13 protein-coding genes are annotated in these 16,794 nt (G+C 52.9%); 4 read left to right on the forward strand and 9 right to left on the reverse strand.

Translation table 11 applies throughout. The features are described from left to right. The first annotated feature begins 48 nt into the window (after positions 1 to 48). The 4 genes from caiB (at position 49) to caiE (ending at position 4,384) form a co-directional block, all read left to right on the forward strand. Positions 49 to 1,266: an L-carnitine CoA-transferase gene (gene caiB / locus BEB42_RS02745; RefSeq protein ID WP_105267148.1), complete on the forward strand. Its 1,218-nt coding sequence runs from the start codon at positions 49 to 51 to the stop codon at positions 1,264 to 1,266. A 73-nt stretch (positions 1,267 to 1,339) separates the two neighbouring features. Continuing rightward, positions 1,340 to 2,893: a crotonobetaine/carnitine-CoA ligase gene (caiC, locus tag BEB42_RS02750; protein WP_105267149.1), complete on the forward strand. Its 1,554-nt coding sequence runs from the start codon at positions 1,340 to 1,342 to the stop codon at positions 2,891 to 2,893. 109 nt (positions 2,894 to 3,002) lie between these two features. Further along, positions 3,003 to 3,788 carry a crotonobetainyl-CoA hydratase gene (gene caiD, locus BEB42_RS02755; RefSeq protein ID WP_000004398.1) on the forward strand — a complete coding sequence of 262 codons (786 nt, stop codon included), beginning with the start codon at positions 3,003 to 3,005 and terminating at the stop codon, positions 3,786 to 3,788. A gap of 5 nt (positions 3,789 to 3,793) precedes the next feature. Further along, positions 3,794 to 4,384 (forward strand): carnitine operon protein CaiE, encoded by a 591-nt coding sequence (caiE, locus tag BEB42_RS02760; RefSeq protein WP_024212258.1) that lies wholly within the window; start codon positions 3,794 to 3,796, stop codon positions 4,382 to 4,384. Positions 4,385 to 4,500: 116 nt separating this feature from the next. On the opposite strand, the gene caiF is transcribed toward caiE, so the two are convergent. The 9 genes from caiF to ileS all read right to left on the reverse strand — a co-directional run bounded on the left by caiF (position 4,501) and on the right by ileS (position 16,787). Then, on the reverse strand, positions 4,501 to 4,896 hold the full coding sequence (gene caiF / locus BEB42_RS02765) for a carnitine metabolism transcriptional regulator CaiF (protein ID WP_000333114.1): 396 nt from the start codon (positions 4,894 to 4,896) through the stop codon (positions 4,501 to 4,503). Positions 4,897 to 5,156: 260 nt separating this feature from the next. Beyond that, positions 5,157 to 8,378: a carbamoyl-phosphate synthase large subunit gene (gene carB, locus BEB42_RS02775; RefSeq protein WP_105267150.1), complete on the reverse strand. Its 3,222-nt coding sequence runs from the start codon at positions 8,376 to 8,378 to the stop codon at positions 5,157 to 5,159. 17 nt (positions 8,379 to 8,395) lie between these two features. Beyond that, positions 8,396 to 9,544 carry a glutamine-hydrolyzing carbamoyl-phosphate synthase small subunit gene (gene carA, locus BEB42_RS02780; protein ID WP_039021800.1) on the reverse strand — a complete coding sequence of 383 codons (1,149 nt, stop codon included), beginning with the start codon at positions 9,542 to 9,544 and terminating at the stop codon, positions 8,396 to 8,398. A 455-nt stretch (positions 9,545 to 9,999) separates the two neighbouring features. Further along, positions 10,000 to 10,821 (reverse strand): 4-hydroxy-tetrahydrodipicolinate reductase, encoded by an 822-nt coding sequence (gene dapB / locus BEB42_RS02790; RefSeq protein ID WP_105267152.1) that lies wholly within the window; start codon positions 10,819 to 10,821, stop codon positions 10,000 to 10,002. Between the two features lie 166 nt (positions 10,822 to 10,987). After that, positions 10,988 to 11,902: a ribonucleoside hydrolase RihC gene (gene rihC / locus BEB42_RS02795; protein WP_105267153.1), complete on the reverse strand. Its 915-nt coding sequence runs from the start codon at positions 11,900 to 11,902 to the stop codon at positions 10,988 to 10,990. A gap of 65 nt (positions 11,903 to 11,967) precedes the next feature. Further along, entirely contained in the window at positions 11,968 to 12,918 is a 951-nt protein-coding gene (ispH, locus tag BEB42_RS02800) for a 4-hydroxy-3-methylbut-2-enyl diphosphate reductase (protein ID WP_001166401.1), read from the reverse strand. Position 12,919: 1 nt separating this feature from the next. Continuing rightward, the gene (fkpB, locus tag BEB42_RS02805; protein WP_000004664.1) at positions 12,920 to 13,369 is read right to left on the reverse strand and encodes an FKBP-type peptidyl-prolyl cis-trans isomerase; all 450 of its coding nucleotides are present in this window, start codon (positions 13,367 to 13,369) and stop codon (positions 12,920 to 12,922) included. A gap of 107 nt (positions 13,370 to 13,476) precedes the next feature. After that, positions 13,477 to 13,971 (reverse strand): signal peptidase II, encoded by a 495-nt coding sequence (gene lspA, locus BEB42_RS02810; RefSeq protein ID WP_000083377.1) that lies wholly within the window; start codon positions 13,969 to 13,971, stop codon positions 13,477 to 13,479. Beyond that, entirely contained in the window at positions 13,971 to 16,787 is a 2,817-nt protein-coding gene (gene ileS / locus BEB42_RS02815; RefSeq protein WP_001286887.1) for an isoleucine--tRNA ligase, read from the reverse strand. Before ileS ends, lspA begins: the two co-directional genes overlap by 1 nt. Positions 16,788 to 16,794 lie beyond the last annotated feature (7 nt).

The raw sequence follows: 16,794 nt of genomic DNA on the forward strand, positions 1-16,794 counted from the left end.
CGCCGCATCCGGCAGTCATGCGCTACATAAATTTTTCAGGAGCTAATAATGGATCATCTACCCATGCCGAAATTCGGGCCGCTGGCCGGATTGCGCGTTGTCTTCTCCGGTATCGAAATCGCCGGGCCGTTCGCCGGGCAAATGTTCGCAGAATGGGGGGCGGAAGTTATCTGGATCGAGAACGTCGCCTGGGCCGACACCATTCGCGTTCAACCGAACTACCCGCAGCTCTCCCGCCGTAATTTGCACGCGCTGTCGTTAAATATTTTCAAAGATGAAGGCCGCGAAGCGTTTCTGAAATTAATGGAAACCACCGATATCTTCATCGAAGCCAGTAAAGGTCCGGCCTTTGCCCGTCGTGGCATTACCGATGAAGTCCTGTGGCAGCACAACCCGAAACTGGTTATCGCTCACCTGTCCGGTTTTGGTCAGTACGGCACCGAGGAGTACACCAATCTTCCGGCCTATAACACCATCGCCCAGGCCTTCAGTGGTTACCTGATTCAGAACGGTGATGTTGACCAGCCAATGCCTGCCTTCCCGTATACCGCCGATTACTTTTCTGGCCTGACCGCAACCACTGCGGCGCTGGCAGCACTGCATAAAGTGCGTGAAACCGGTAAAGGCGAAAGTATCGACATCGCCATGTATGAGGTGATGCTGCGTATGGGCCAGTACTTCATGATGGATTACTTCAACGGCGGCGAAATGTGCCCGCGCATGACCAAAGGTAAAGATCCCTACTATGCAGGTTGCGGTCTGTACAAATGCGCCGACGGCTACATCGTAATGGAACTGGTGGGTATTACTCAGATTGCAGAATGTTTTAAAGATATTGGCCTCGCACATCTGCTCGGTACGCCGGAAATCCCGGAAGGCACTCAGCTTATCCACCGTATCGAATGCCCTTACGGCCCATTGGTAGAAGAGAAACTCGATGCCTGGCTAGCGACACGTACCATCGCAGAAGTAAAAGAACGCTTTGCCGAACTGAATATCGCCTGCGCCAAAGTGCTGACCGTACCGGAACTGGAAAGCAATCCACAGTATGTGGCCCGTGAATCAATCACCCAGTGGCAAACAATGGATGGTCGCACCTGCAAAGGGCCAAACGTGATGCCGAAATTCAAAAATAACCCAGGCCAAATCTGGCGCGGAATGCCATCACATGGCATGGACACGGCAGCCATTTTGAAAACCATCGGCTACAGCGAAAACGACATTCAGGAGTTGGTCAGCAAAGGTCTGGCCAAAGTTGAGGACTAAACGCGTGGCGTCAGTCGGCTTGCCTGACTAGCGCCCGCCCAATAACAAACGAACAAAAATGGATAGAGGTGCAATGGATATCATTGGCGGACAACATCTACGTCAAATGTGGGACGATCTGGCGGACGTTTACGGTCATAAAACGGCGCTGATTTGTGAATCCAGCGGCGGAGTCGTTAACCGGTACAGTTATCTTGAGTTAAATCAGGAAATTAACCGCACGGCAAACCTGTTTTATACGCTGGGGATTCGCAAAGGCGACAAGGTTGCTCTACATCTCGACAACTGCCCGGAATTTATCTTTTGCTGGTTCGGGCTGGTAAAAATTGGCGCAATTATGGTGCCGATTAACGCCCGCCTGTTGCGCGAAGAAAGCGCGTGGATCCTGCAAAATAGCCAGGCGTGCCTGCTGGTGACCAGTGCGCAGTTCTATCCCATGTATCAACAGATTCAGCAGGAAGATGCCACGCAACTGCGGCACATTTGCCTGACAGATGTGGCGCTTCCCGCTGATGATGGCGTGAGTTCGTTTACTCAACTGAAAAATCAACAACCTGCCACCTTGTGCTATGCACCGCCGCTATCGACTGACGATACGGCGGAAATTCTCTTCACCTCCGGCACCACCTCCCGACCGAAAGGGGTGGTGATTACCCATTACAACCTGCGCTTCGCCGGATATTACTCCGCCTGGCAGTGTGCACTGCGTGACGATGACATCTACCTGACAGTAATGCCTGCGTTTCATATCGATTGTCAGTGTACTGCGGCGATGGCGGCATTTTCTGCCGGAGCCACTTTTGTGCTGGTCGAGAAATACAGCGCCCGCGCCTTCTGGGGACAGGTACAAAAGTACCGCGCCACCGTTACCGAATGCATTCCGATGATGATCCGTACCTTGATGGTGCAGCCGCCTTCTGTGAACGATCGGCAACACCATCTGCGGGAAGTGATGTTTTATCTCAACCTGTCGGAGCAGGAAAAAGACGCATTTTGTGAACGCTTTGGTGTCCGCTTGCTGACGTCTTACGGGATGACGGAAACCATTGTTGGCATTATCGGCGATCGCCCCGGCGATAAACGACGCTGGCCGTCAATTGGCCGTGCAGGATTTTGCTACGAAGCGGAGATCCGCGACGATCACAATCGTCCGCTCCCGGCTGGTGAAATCGGTGAAATCTGCATTAAAGGCGTACCAGGGAAAACCATCTTCAAAGAATATTTTCTTAACCCGCAAGCCACTGCCAGAGTCCTGGAAGCCGATGGCTGGCTACACACTGGCGATACCGGATACCGCGACGAAGAGGGCTTTTTTTATTTCGTCGATCGCCGCTGCAATATGATTAAACGCGGTGGCGAGAATGTCTCCTGCGTGGAGCTGGAAAATATTATCGCCGCACATCCGAAAATTCAGGACATCGTAGTTGTTGGTATTAAAGATTCGATTCGTGATGAAGCTATCAAAGCATTTGTGGTGCTGAATGAAGGTGAAACATTGAGCGAAGAGGAGTTCTTCTGCTTCTGCGAGCAGAATATGGCGAAATTTAAAGTGCCCTCTTATCTGGAGATCAGAAAAGATCTGCCACGTAATTGCTCGGGGAAAATAATCAGAAAGGCGCTGAAATAAACACTACAGCAGGGTACTACTCTGTCTGGTAATAATCACGTTCAAAAATAATATGCATTTTTTTGCAGGGGTATTGTCGTCCCTGAAAAAGCAAAAATGGAGAAAAGGAATGAGTGAATCATTACATCTGACCCGCAATGGATCAATTCTGGAAATTACCCTTGATCGCCCAAAAGCGAATGCTATTGATGCAAAAACCAGCTTTGAAATGGGCGAAGTATTTCTAAATTTCCGTGACGATCCACAATTACGCGTCGCCATTATTACCGGTGCCGGAGAGAAATTCTTTTCCGCAGGCTGGGATTTAAAAGCGGCAGCAGAAGGCGAAGCACCGGATGCTGACTTTGGTCCAGGTGGTTTTGCGGGATTAACCGAAATTTTCAATCTCGACAAACCAGTTATCGCAGCTGTGAACGGCTACGCCTTTGGCGGCGGCTTTGAACTGGCACTGGCGGCAGATTTTATTGTCTGTGCCGATAACGCCAGCTTCGCTCTGCCGGAAGCCAAACTGGGCATCGTTCCTGACAGCGGCGGCGTGCTGCGTCTGCCGAAGATCCTGCCGCCTGCCATCGTCAATGAAATGGTAATGACCGGCAGAAGAATGGGCGCAGAAGAGGCGCTGCGTTGGGGGGTAGTCAACCGCGTGGTTAGTCAGGCGGAACTGATGGATAATGCCCGCGAACTGGCGCAGCAACTCGTTGACAGCGCACCACTGGCGATCGCAGCGCTGAAAGAGATCTACCGCACCACCAGCGAAATGCCAGTAGAAGAAGCGTATCGCTATATTCGCAGCGGCGTGTTGAAACACTATCCATCGGTTCTGCATTCGGAAGATGCCATTGAAGGGCCACTGGCGTTTGCCGAGAAGCGCGATCCGGTGTGGAAAGGACGTTAACAACCGTGAGCTATTACGCCTTTGAAGGGTTAATTCCGGTGGTTCACCCGACGGCGTTTGTCCATCCCAGTGCGGTCTTGATTGGCGATGTGATTGTGGGAGCCGGTGTCTACATCGGCCCACTCGCCTCACTGCGTGGTGACTACGGGCGGTTGATCGTGCAAGCGGGAGCCAATATTCAGGATGGCTGCATTATGCATGGCTACTGCGACACTGACACCATCGTTGGGGAAAACGGCCATATCGGGCACGGAGCAATCCTGCATGGTTGTGTGATTGGTCGCGATGCATTGGTCGGGATGAACAGCGTGATTATGGATGGCGCGGTCATTGGCGAAGAGAGCATTGTTGCCGCTATGAGCTTTGTCAAAGCGGGCTTTAGCGGCGAGAAACGCCAGTTGTTGATGGGCACGCCTGCCCGCGCTGTACGCAGTGTTAGTGACGACGAGTTACACTGGAAGCAGTTGAATACCAAAGAGTATCAGGATCTTGTCGGCCGCTGCCATGTAGCGTTACATGAAACGCAGCCGTTGAGACAAATGGAGGAAAATCGTCCCCGTTTGCAGGGGACGACGGATGTGACGCCGAAACGGTGATCTTGCCGGATGCGGCGTAAACACCTTATCCGACCTGACTGGAGAGCAACCGTAGGCCGGATAAGATGCCAGCATCGCATCCGGCAACCAGACCGCACGGTATCAACGAAAGTAAATTAACGACGCATACTCTTCGACAACATCATTTGCCACTTCTGCTCGCGGTTAAGTTCCGTGAGTGGAACGGCAGGAATACGCGGCGTCTTTCTGACACCGACGACTTTTTCCCGGCTGTTATGTCGCAGGCGGGCGTAAATTTGCTCATCGATATCAACCACTTTTACCAGGCGCTGACACTGGCACCCTCGCCCCTCCAGCTTATTGGGGATCATTTTCACTTCACAGCTAATTTCAGCAACTTCACCCAAAATATAAGACAGGGTATTTATTGCCTTGCTGTGTTCAATATCAAAATGAATAGAGATCTCTCTTGCAATAATCCATCTGTTTTCTGCCATCATCCATTCGGCAATTAACAAGTAGAGTGGTTTTTCAACATATCCTTCACACATAGGAACTCCAGTTGCACTAATTAGAAATCTTGTCATGGCTTGTCTATATATTAATCAAGACCATATTAAAATTGTGGATATATTGATAGTATGCGACTTAATGATCCATATGTGTGAGCTATATCCGGATTATTAGGTTCAAATTGTGTATTAAAACCGATTCGCGAAAATTTGTACTGCGCATAAAAAAACGGCCCTCAATTGAGAACCGTTCTGATTATTTACTTAGCGGCCTATATTATTTTATTAACCGCCAGTGATTATTTTTTGATTTGCGCGTGCATTTCCTGCACCGAAATGACCTTCTCGGTCGCATCGGCATTCAACGCCATCGCGGTAGCGAAACCACCGTTCAGGGTGGTGTCATAATGCACTTTATATTGCAGCGCACTGCGACGAATCACGCGGGAGTCTTCAATCGCACGACGGCCTGAAGTGGTGTTGATGATGTAGGTATATTCGCCATTCTTGATGCGGTCCTGAATGTGCGGACGACCTTCATGCACCTTGTTTACCAGACGCGGATTGATACCCGCTTCGCCCAGCACAATCGCTGTGCCGTGGGTCGCATCCAGCTCGAAGCCCTGTTTCAGCAGTTTTGCCGCCAGGTCTACCACGCGTTCTTTATCGCCTTCGCGCACGGAAAGCAGCGCACGACCGTGTTTCTTCATGGTGGAGTTGCTGCCCAGCTGCGCTTTGGCAAACGCTTCAGCGAAGGTGCGGCCCACGCCCATCACTTCCCCGGTAGAGCGCATTTCTGGCCCTAACAGCGGGTCAACGCCGGGGAATTTGTTGAACGGCAGCACCACTTCTTTCACCGAGTAATACGGCGGGATAACTTCTTTAGTTACGCCCTGCTCAGCCAGCGATTTGCCAGCCATCACACGCGCCGCCACTTTCGCCAGCGGTACGCCGGTGGCTTTGGAGACGAACGGAACGGTACGCGCCGCACGCGGGTTAACTTCAATCAGGTAGACTTCGTTGTTTTTCACCGCAAACTGCACGTTCATCAGACCGCGCACCTGCAATTCGAAGGCCAGTTTCTGCACCTGTTGGCGCATCACATCCTGAATTTCCTGACTTAAAGTGTAGGCTGGCAGAGAACATGCGGAGTCACCGGAGTGTACGCCCGCCTGCTCAATATGCTCCATGATGCCGCCAATCAGCACCATTTCACCGTCGCAGATGGCGTCCACATCCACTTCTACCGCGTCATCGAGGAAGTGGTCCAGCAATACTGGTGCATCGTTAGACACGCTGACCGCCGTCTGGAAGTAACGACGCAGGTCGGCTTCGTCGTAGACGATTTCCATCGCCCGACCGCCGAGAACGTAAGACGGACGCACCACCAGCGGGTAGCCAATCTCTTTCGCTTTCTCAACAGCCATCTCGATAGCAGTAACGGTGGCGTTCGCCGGTTGTTTCAGTTTCAGACGGTCAACCGCATGCTGGAAGCGTTCACGGTCTTCCGCACGGTCGATAGCATCCGGGCTGGTGCCGATAACCGGTACGCCAGCGGCTTCCAGTGCGCGCGCCAGTTTCAGCGGGGTCTGACCGCCGTACTGAACGATAACGCCTTTCGGCTTCTCAATACGCACGATCTCCAGCACATCTTCCAGAGTTACCGGCTCGAAGTAGAGGCGATCGGAAGTGTCGTAGTCAGTGGAGACGGTTTCCGGGTTACAGTTAACCATAATGGTTTCGTAACCGTCTTCGCGCAGCGCCAGTGAGGCGTGTACGCAGCAGTAGTCGAATTCGATACCCTGACCGATACGGTTCGGGCCGCCGCCGAGGACCATGATTTTGTCACGGTCAGATGGGTTGGATTCGCCCTCTTCTTCATAAGTGGAGTACATATAAGCGGTGTCGGTAGCGAACTCTGCCGCACAGGTATCCACGCGCTTGTAAACCGGGTGCAGGTCATACTGGTCACGCAGCTTACGGATTTCTGCTTCACGCACGCCCGCGAGTTTTGCCAGACGCGCATCGGCAAAGCCTTTGCGTTTCAGCTGGCGCAGGAAGTCAGCGTTCAGGCCAGTGATGCCCACTTCCGCTACTTTCTCTTCCAGGCGCACCAGCTCTTCAATTTGAACCAGGAACCAGCGGTCGATATTGGTCAGATTGAAGACGCCGTCTACGGACAGGCCCGCACGGAACGCATCGGCGATATACCAGATACGCTCTGCGCCTGCGTCTTTCAGCTCGCGGCGAATTTTGGTCAGCGCTTCCGGATCATCGAGGCTGACTTTCGGGTCGAAGCCAGTTGCGCCCACTTCCAGGCCGCGCAGCGCTTTTTGCAGGGATTCCTGCTGCGTGCGACCAATCGCCATCACTTCGCCAACCGATTTCATCTGAGTGGTCAGACGGTCGTTAGCACCGGCGAATTTCTCGAAGTTGAAGCGAGGAATTTTGGTCACCACGTAGTCGATGGACGGCTCGAAGGAGGCCGGAGTACGTCCGCCGGTGATGTCGTTCATCAGCTCATCGAGGGTGTAACCTACCGCCAGTTTCGCCGCCACTTTGGCAATCGGGAAACCGGTGGCTTTCGACGCCAGCGCCGAAGAACGGGACACGCGCGGGTTCATTTCGATAACAATCAGGCGACCATTTTTCGGGTTCACCGCAAACTGGACGTTGGAACCACCGGTTTCAACGCCGATTTCACGCAGTACCGCCATCGAGGCGTTACGCATGATTTGATATTCTTTGTCGGTCAGCGTTTGGGCTGGCGCGACAGTGATGGAGTCACCGGTGTGGATGCCCATCGCATCGAAGTTTTCGATAGAGCAGACGATGATGCAGTTGTCGTTTTTATCACGCACCACTTCCATCTCGTACTCTTTCCAGCCGATCAGCGACTCATCAATCAGCAGCTCTTTGGTTGGGGAGAGATCCAGACCGCGGGCGCAAATTTCTTCAAACTCTTCGCGGTTATAAGCGATACCACCACCGCTACCACCCATGGTAAAGGATGGGCGAATAATGCACGGGAAGCCCACTTCAGCGGCAACTGCCAGCGCTTCTTCCATGGTGTGTGCGATACCAGAACGCGCAGTTTCCAGACCGATTTTCTTCATCGCCACGTCGAAACGGCGGCGGTCTTCGGCTTTATCAATCGCATCGGCGGTGGCACCAATCATGGTGACGCCGAACTCTTCCAGCACGCCCTGACGCTCCAGCTCCAGCGCACAGTTCAGCGCTGTCTGACCGCCCATCGTTGGCAGCACCGCGTCCGGACGCTCTTTTTCAATAATCTTGCGTACCACTTCCCAGTGAATCGGCTCGATGTAGGTCGCATCGGCCATTTCCGGGTCGGTCATGATGGTCGCTGGGTTGGAGTTCACCAGAATGACGCGGTAACCCTCTTCGCGCAGGGCTTTACATGCTTGCGCGCCAGAGTAGTCAAACTCACACGCCTGACCGATAACAATCGGGCCCGCACCCAGAATCAGGATACTTTTTATATCTGTACGTTTTGGCATGGCTCTTTTACTCCTGATTACTTAGCGGTTTTACGGTACTGCTCAATTAACTCGATAAAGTGGTCGAACAACGGCGCTGCGTCGTGTGGACCAGGGCTGGCTTCCGGGTGCCCCTGGAAGCTGAATGCCGGTTTATCGGTGCGATGAATGCCCTGTAACGTACCGTCGAACAGGGATTTATGCGTAACACGCAGGTTTGCAGGTAATGTTGCTTCATCCACCGCAAAACCGTGGTTCTGGGCGGTGATCATCACCACGTTTTTTTCAACATCTTTAACCGGATGGTTGCCGCCGTGGTGTCCAAATTTCATTTTGACAGTCTTCGCACCGCTCGCCAGCGCCAGCAACTGATGGCCGAGGCAGATGCCGAATACCGGGATGTCGGTTTCGAGGAATTTCTGGATGGCAGTAATAGCGTAATCACACGGTGCCGGGTCGCCAGGACCGTTGGAGAGGAAGATACCGTCTGGATTCATTTTCAGTACATCTTCGGCAGATGTTTGCGCCGGAACGATGGTCAGGCGGCAGCCGCGGTCAACCAACATGCGCAGGATGTTGCGTTTGGCGCCGAAATCATAAGCCACGACGTGGAACGGTAACTCGTCTTCTTTTTTTGCTTCTGGCAAGCCGCCAGTCAGCGTCCAGCTCCCTTGTGTCCAGCTATAGGATTCTGCGGTGGTCACCTCTTTTGCCAGATCCATGCCGTTCAGACCTGGGAACGCGCGGGCTTTTTCTAACGCCAGCGCCGCATCCGGGTTATCGCCTGCGATAATGCAGCCATTCTGTGCGCCTTTCTCACGCAGTAAACGCGTCAGCTTACGGGTATCGATATCAGCAATCGCCACGATGTTATGGCGTTTAAGGTAAGAAGAGAGGTCTTCGGTATTACGGAAGTTGCTGGCAATCAGCGGCAGGTCGCGAATCACCAGACCTTGTGCATGTACCTGAGAAGATTCTTCATCGGCGTCATTAGTGCCGACATTGCCAATATGGGGATAAGTAAGAGTAACGATTTGACGAGAATAGGAAGGATCAGTGAGGATTTCTTGATAACCGGTCATTGAAGTATTGAAAACGACTTCCCCAACCGCCGAACCTGTTGCCCCTATGGCCCGACCGTGAAACTGGGTTCCGTCTTCCAGAACCAATAGCGCTGACTTAATCAAAACACCCTCCAGAGAATATTCACTCACTTTATTTGCATATTAATTCACAATGATGACGTAAATCAATGCAAATCTGCTTACCGACGAATTTCTGGCAAACGGCGGCATTCTGGAGATATGGGCGCTAAAAGTCAACTTAATGGCGGGATTTTTTATATTATTTTGTGGCTCATACATATTTTACAGGCATTAAGCGACAAAAATATCACATAACCCGTTCTGGAAAACGCTTGCGCAGCGAGAAGATTGTATAAAATCAAAACGCGTAGAAAAAAGTGGACCAAATGGTCAAAATTTACATTAAAACAACAAAAACAGAAGAGAAAACATGTTATTTTTAGCACGCTATACGCTTTTATAAATAAAAAACTCAAAATAAAAGGGCTAAAAATTAAAGCCCTTTATAATCAATAAATTAAATATGTTATTTTTGCACCATCACAAATGTTTTGTGGTTACAAATTATTGAGATCAAGCACATCTCGCATATCAAAAAGACCACTTTCCTTACCATTCAACCACAATGCCGATCTTACCGCACCGTTAGCAAATGTCATGCGGCTGGAAGCCTTATGGGTGATCTCCAGACGCTCGCCGATATCGGCAAACATGGCGGTATGTTCACCAACGATGTCACCCGCACGCACGGTAGCAAAACCAATCGTTCCAGGTACGCGTTCACCGGTATGCCCTTCACGACTGTAGACCGCGCATTCTTTCAGGTTTTTATCCAGCGCGTGAGCTATCGCCTCCCCCATCGCCAGTGCGGTACCTGACGGAGCATCAACTTTATGCCTATGATGCGCTTCGATAATTTCGATATCGGTGTAGTCACCCATCACTTTCGCTGCTTTCTCCAGCAGCTTAAGCATGACGTTGACGCCGACGCTAAAGTTGGCGGCAAAGACAATCGCAATATCGGCGGCCGCGTCACGAATCGCCTGTTTACCGGCTTCGTCAAACCCCGTAGTGCCGATCACCATCCCTTTGCCATGCTGGCGACAAAAAGCGAGATGGTTCAGCGTACCTTCCGGACGGGTAAAATCGATAAACACATCAAAATCATCTTTTATCGCATCAAGGCTGCTTTGCACAGTAACGCCTGTTTTTCCTGCACCCGCCAGCTCACCGGCGTCGCTGCCCAGTAAAGAAGATCCTTCGCGCTCCAGCGCCGCGCCCAGCTGCACGCCTTCTAATGCCAGCGCCGCCTGAATCAACTGGCGGCCCATACGCCCCCCGGCTCCCGCGATGGCAACGCGGATGTTTGCATCATGCATAGCTATTCTCTTTTGTTAATTTGCATAGACCGTTTTCAGAGTAACCAGCGCATCGCTACGCCGCCAGCCAAAAACGCTGAAAATTAGAAATTAATGATAAACAGGGAGGGATATCAGTGAAAGGCATGAGTCGATGAATGACTGCATGCCGATAACATGTGACAGGTTACGACGCCAGAGCCAGCACCTCAGCCACCCACTGCTGGAAACCTTTCACATCCAGATCCAGCGCCACCTGCACGTTTGCAGGTTTACTCAGGCAACCATCAATATCAACAACCGTCGTGCCTGAGGTAAATTCACCCTGAGTTTCCACCGCCACAAAACACGGTTTGAGAGTGAACAAGTCTGGGCGCACCAGCCAGGCGATGGCGCAGAGATCGTGCATACGCAGACCGCTTTGCATACTGCCGCTACGGTAGTGGCTAAACAGGGCGTGCAACATTTTCCCGGTACGATTCAACTCCGGCAAAGTAGCGAGATAGTCAGGAGTTAATATTGCCTGATTGGTGACATCCAGACCGCACATAACGATTTCGATGCCGCTACGGAAGACACAGGCTGCCGCTTCTGGATCGGCAGCGATATTAAACTCGGCGTTTGGCGTACAGTTGCCGCGTCCGGCAGAACCGCCCATGATCACCAGACGGCGAATATGCGGTTTGCATTCCGGGCATTGTGAAAGTAACAGCGCAATATTGGTTAACGGGCCGATGGCTACCAGCGTAACAGGCTCAGGCGCACGCAGCAGGGCATCACGAATCGCCAGAAATGCCGGTAACTCCAGTGGCTTTCGGTTGTGCTCAACAAAGTCGTAGCCTGCCATTCCCGATTCACCGTGTACAGATGCTGCATTACGCGGTGCGCGTACCAGCGGCACAGCGGTTCCCTGGGCAAGTGGGATATCCGCATTCCAGAAATGCAGCAGTTGCAGGGCGTTGCGGGTAGTTTTCTCAACCGAAACATTACCCGCGACGGTGGTCATCAGTTGCAGGTCGAGTTCGGGGGCAAAAATCGCGGCGGCAATGGCGACCGCATCGTCAATACCGGGGTCTGTATCGAGGAAGATAGGTAAACGCATGTTTTCTCCATAAAAAATGCCGGTAACAGGACCGGCATTTTCGCATAACTTAGGCTGCTAATGACTTAATCGACTTCACGAATATCGACACGCAGCTCTTTCGGCACTTCGAAAACAATGTTTTCTTCACGGCCTTCCAGCGGAATGGCTTCACCACCGCCCAGCTGCTGCAAACGTGCCACCACATTCTGCACCAGAATATCCGGAGCCGATGCGCCCGCAGTCACGCCGACGCAGTTCACGCCTTTTACCCACACTTCCTGGATATCTTTCGCATCGTCAATCAAAAACGCGCGTTTGCCCATACGCTGGGCCAGTTCCGCCAGACGGTTGGAGTTGGAAGAGTTTTTTGAACCAACCACCAGTACTACTTCCGCCTGTTCTGCCAGAGCGCGTACCGCTTCCTGACGGTTAGTGGTGGCGTAGCAAATGTCATCTTTGCGCGGCCCGACAATTTTCGGGAAGCGTTTACGCAACGCATCGATCACATCAGACGTGTCATCCACCGACAGCGTAGTTTGGGTCATAAAGGAGAGTTTCTCTTCGTTTTTGACCGTCAGTTTCCACACATCGTCTGGCGATTCGACCAGATACATTCCCCCTTCCGGGTTGCTGTACTGACCCATCGTCCCTTCCACTTCCGGGTGACCGGCGTGACCGATAAGAATAGACTCTTCACCACGGCGGCTGGCACGGGCGACTTCCATATGCACTTTGGTCACCAGCGGACAGGTGGCATCAAACACCGTCAAATCACGGCTTTTCGCTTCGTTACGTACCGCCTGAGAAACACCGTGTGCGGAGAAAATCAGGATCGCGCCGTCCGGGACTTCGCTAATCTGCTCAATAAAGATAGCCCCACGCTCGCGCAGGCTATCGACCACGTAGCGGTTATGCACCACTTCGTGACGGACATATATCGGTGCGCCGTAAATGGCCAGCGCGTTTTCAACAATGCTGATAGCGCGGTCTACCCCGGCACAAAAACCACGTGGGTTGGCCAACAGGATCTGCATGTTACGCCTCCAGTGCCGGATCGATTTCCAGCACTTCAATATCAAAATGAACGGTCTGCCCGGCCAGCGGATGGTTGAAATCAACGGTAATGGAGTCGCCGTTAATTTCGCGGATCACGCCAGGCATCTCACTGCCATCCATTGCGGTAAAAAGCATGATTGCGCCAATTTCTGGCTCGCCTGCATCCATAAACTCACGGCGGGAGAAGTACTGAATCAGGTCCGGTGACGGCACACCAAACGCCGCATCTGGCTCCAGCGAGAAGGTGGTTTTATCGCCCACTTTCAGCCCCAGCAGGTGTTGCTCCAGCCCTTCAGAAAGAGAAACATCGCCCAAGCGGAACAACGCCGGTTTACCGTTGTTGCGGGTAGACTCGGCGGTAGTGCCATCGTCGAGTTTCAGCGTGAAGTGCACCAGGACGGCGCTATTGCTCTGTACAGATTCAGACATGCAGGTTTGCTCTTATATTTTGAGGATTTTTGCCGGATGCGGCCTACGATTTCGCAGCAATCTGTAGGCCGGATAAGATGCGTCAGCATCGCATCCGGCAGGGTTTATTATTGTTTTTTCGCTTTAGAAGGCAAAAAACCTTCCAGCACAATCAGTGCCGCACCGACACAGATGGCAGTATCGGCAAGGTTGAAGGTAGCGAAGTGCCAGTCGCCGACGTAGAAGTCGATCATATCGACAACGAAGCCGTGCCACAGGCGGTCGAACAGGTTGCCCAGCGCACCGCCAATAATCAGCGCGTAAGCGATATTGTTTAGCTTCTGCGTGGCCTTCGAGCGATACATCATCACCATCAGGATCACGCTAATACCAATCGCAATACCGGCAAAGAACCAACGCTGCCAGCCGCCGCTATCGGCAAGGAAACTAAACGCCGCGCCATAGTTACGCGCATAATGCAGATTAAGCGACGGGAACAGCGGGACCGTATCCCCCAGAGCAAAATTCTGGAGGATCAGGTACTTGCTGCCCAGATCGATAATCAGCACGACTACCACCAGCCACAGCCAGCGTAGCCCTGTTGAACAGATCGATTGACTCATCAGGCAAACTTACGTTTTTCACCGTCACCGGCGACGTTGCTGACACAGCGGCCGCAGATTTCTGCGTGTTCCGCCACCTTGCCGACATCCTGGGTGTAGTGCCAGCAGCGTGGGCACTTCTCACCTTCGGCTTTACTCAACGCGACTTTCAGCCCTTTGAGTACTTCGCTCTGCTGAGCATCAGCAGGGGCGTCGTTATAGTCTGCAACGGTAGCGCCGGAGGTCAACAGGACAAATCGTAATTCATCGCCCAGCGCGGTCAGTTTCGCCGCCAGTTCCGGTTCTGCATACAAGGTTACTGCCGCTTCCAGCGAGCCACCCACTTTCTTGTCAGCACGCGCTTGCTCAATGACTTTGTTCACTTCACCGCGCACTTTCAACAGCTCGTCCCAGAACGCATCGTTCATCGCTTCGCTGTCTGCCAGACCAAACAGGCCTTCGTACCACTCGCCGGTGAAGACGTATTTTTCACGTTCGCCCGGCAGATAGCCCCACACTTCATCAGCGGTGAAGGAGAGGATTGGTGCCATCCAGCGAACCAGCGCTTCTGCGATGTGATACAGCGCAGTCTGGCAGCTACGACGCGCCACGCTGTCCGCTTTCGCGGTGTACTGGCGGTCCTTAATGATGTCGAGGTAGAAAGAGCCCATCTCAACGGAGCAGAAGCGCATCAGACGCTGTACCACTTCGTGGAAATCGTATGCTTCGTATGCCTTGAGAATGTCTTCCTGCGCCGCTTTCGCACAACCTACGGCCCAGCGATCCAGTACCACCATCTCTTCCGGTTTCACCATATCTTTTGCCGGATCAAAACCGTTCAGGTTTGCCAGCAGGAAGCGTGCGGTGTTACGGATACGACGATAGCTGTCGGCTGCACGTTTCAGGATCTCGTCAGAAACGGCCATTTCACCGGTGTAGTCAGTTGATGCCACCCACAGACGCAGAATATCCGCGCCGAGTTTGTTCATCACGTCCTGCGGCGAAACGGTGTTGCCGATAGATTTAGACATCTTGCGACCCTGACCATCCACGGTAAAGCCGTGGGTCAGTACCTGACGATACGGTGCTTTGCCCTTCATCGCGGTAGAGATCATCAGAGAGGACATGAACCAGCCACGGTGCTGGTCTGAACCTTCCAGATACATGTCCGCTGCGTGACCAGCAAATTCCGGACGCACGTCAACCACAGAAGAGTGGGTAGATCCGGAGTCAAACCATACGTCCAGCGTATCCGGCACTTTCACGTACTGGTCAGCTTCGTCGCCGAGGATCTCTTTCGCATCGAGATCCCACCACGCCTGGATGCCATCAACTTCAACGCGTTTTGCCACTTCTTCCATCAGTTCGAGGGTACGCGGATGCAGCTCTTCCGTGTCTTTGTGCACGAACAGTGACATCGGTACGCCCCAGGTGCGCTGACGGGAGATACACCAGTCAGGACGGTTAGCAACCATCGACTCGATACGCGCCTGGCCCCAGTCCGGGATCCACTGCACGCCTTTGATCTCTTTCAGTGACTGCGCACGCAGACCTTTCTGATCCATGCTGACGAACCACTGCGGCGTCGCGCGGAAGATGATCGGCGTTTTGTGACGCCAGCAGCACGGATAGCTGTGCTGCATTTTCTCAACGTGCAACAGCGCGCCTTTTTCCTGCAGCAGCGCAACAACGATGTCGTTCGCTTTGAAGACGTTCACGCCATCCAGCGTCGGGTAAGTGCCCGGCAGATAAGTGCCGTCCGGGCCAACCGGGTTAGCGGTTTCCAGGCCGTATTTCTGACCAATCACATAGTCGTCCGGGCCGTGGCCAGGCGCGGTATGAACGGCACCGGTACCGGCATCCAGCGTAACGTGATCGCCAAGAATTGCCGGAACGTCGAAGCCCATAAACGGATGGGTAAAGCGAAGCAGCTCCAGCTCCGCACCTTTTACCGTGCCGAGAATGGTGTAATCGGTCACGCCGATACGCTGCATTACGCTTTCAACCAGATCTTTCGCCAGAATCACAGCCTGACCGTCGATCTGCACCAGCGCATAGTCGAAATCCGGTGCAATGGAGATTGCGCGGTTGGCAGGCAGAGTCCACGGCGTAGTGGTCCAGATCACCAGCGAGATTGGGCCGTTAACGTTGCTTACGCCAAATTTTGCTTTCAGTGCATCCTGATCGACCGCCTGGAAAGCGACGTCGATGGACGGAGAAGTTTTGTCGTAATACTCAACTTCCGCTTCCGCCAGCGCAGAACGGCAGTCAACGCACCAGTGCACCGGCTTCGCACCTTTGTGCAGGTGACCGTTGCCGATGATTTTGCCCAGCGCGCGGATGATATTGGCTTCAGTTTTGAAGTCCATAGTCAGGTACGGGTGCGACCAGTCGCCCAGCACGCCCAGACGGATAAAGTCTTTGCGCTGACCGTCAACCTGGGTCGCAGCGTATTCGCGGCACTTAGCGCGGAACTCGGCGGCGGTGAATTTCTCACCCGGCTTACCGTATTCTTGCTCTACTTTCAGCTCGATCGGCAGACCGTGGCAGTCCCAGCCAGGCACATACGGCGAGTCATAACCGGAAAGCCCTTTGGACTTCACGATAATGTCTTTCAGAATCTTGTTAACCGAGTGACCAATATGAATGCTGCCATTCGCATAAGGAGGGCCATCATGCAGAATGAAGGTTTTTTTGCCTTTTTTAGCCGCACGAATGATGCCGTACAGATCATCATCAGTCCAACGCGCCAGCATTCCCGGTTCACGCTTGGCGAGATCGCCACGCATCGGGAACCCTGTTTCCGGCAAATTCAGGGTTGATTTATAGTCACTCATCAGATTC

It is taken from the genome of Escherichia sp. MOD1-EC5990 (assembly GCF_002965285.1).
Taxonomy (GTDB): domain Bacteria; phylum Pseudomonadota; class Gammaproteobacteria; order Enterobacterales; family Enterobacteriaceae; genus Escherichia; species Escherichia coli_F.

Coding starts and splice junctions, on each gene's coding strand:
- caiB (WP_105267148.1), top strand. CDS start 49: ATGGATCATCTACCCATGCCGAAATTCGGGCCGCTGGCCGGATTGCGC.
- caiC (WP_105267149.1), top strand. CDS start 1,340: ATGGATATCATTGGCGGACAACATCTACGTCAAATGTGGGACGATCTG.
- caiD (WP_000004398.1), top strand. CDS start 3,003: ATGAGTGAATCATTACATCTGACCCGCAATGGATCAATTCTGGAAATT.
- caiF (WP_000333114.1), bottom strand. CDS start 4,896: ATGTGTGAAGGATATGTTGAAAAACCACTCTACTTGTTAATTGCCGAA.
- carB (WP_105267150.1), bottom strand. CDS start 8,378: ATGCCAAAACGTACAGATATAAAAAGTATCCTGATTCTGGGTGCGGGC.
- dapB (WP_105267152.1), bottom strand. CDS start 10,821: ATGCATGATGCAAACATCCGCGTTGCCATCGCGGGAGCCGGGGGGCGT.
- rihC (WP_105267153.1), bottom strand. CDS start 11,902: ATGCGTTTACCTATCTTCCTCGATACAGACCCCGGTATTGACGATGCG.
- ispH (WP_001166401.1), bottom strand. CDS start 12,918: ATGCAGATCCTGTTGGCCAACCCACGTGGTTTTTGTGCCGGGGTAGAC.
- fkpB (WP_000004664.1), bottom strand. CDS start 13,369: ATGTCTGAATCTGTACAGAGCAATAGCGCCGTCCTGGTGCACTTCACG.
- lspA (WP_000083377.1), bottom strand. CDS start 13,971: ATGAGTCAATCGATCTGTTCAACAGGGCTACGCTGGCTGTGGCTGGTG.
- ileS (WP_001286887.1), bottom strand. CDS start 16,787: ATGAGTGACTATAAATCAACCCTGAATTTGCCGGAAACAGGGTTCCCG.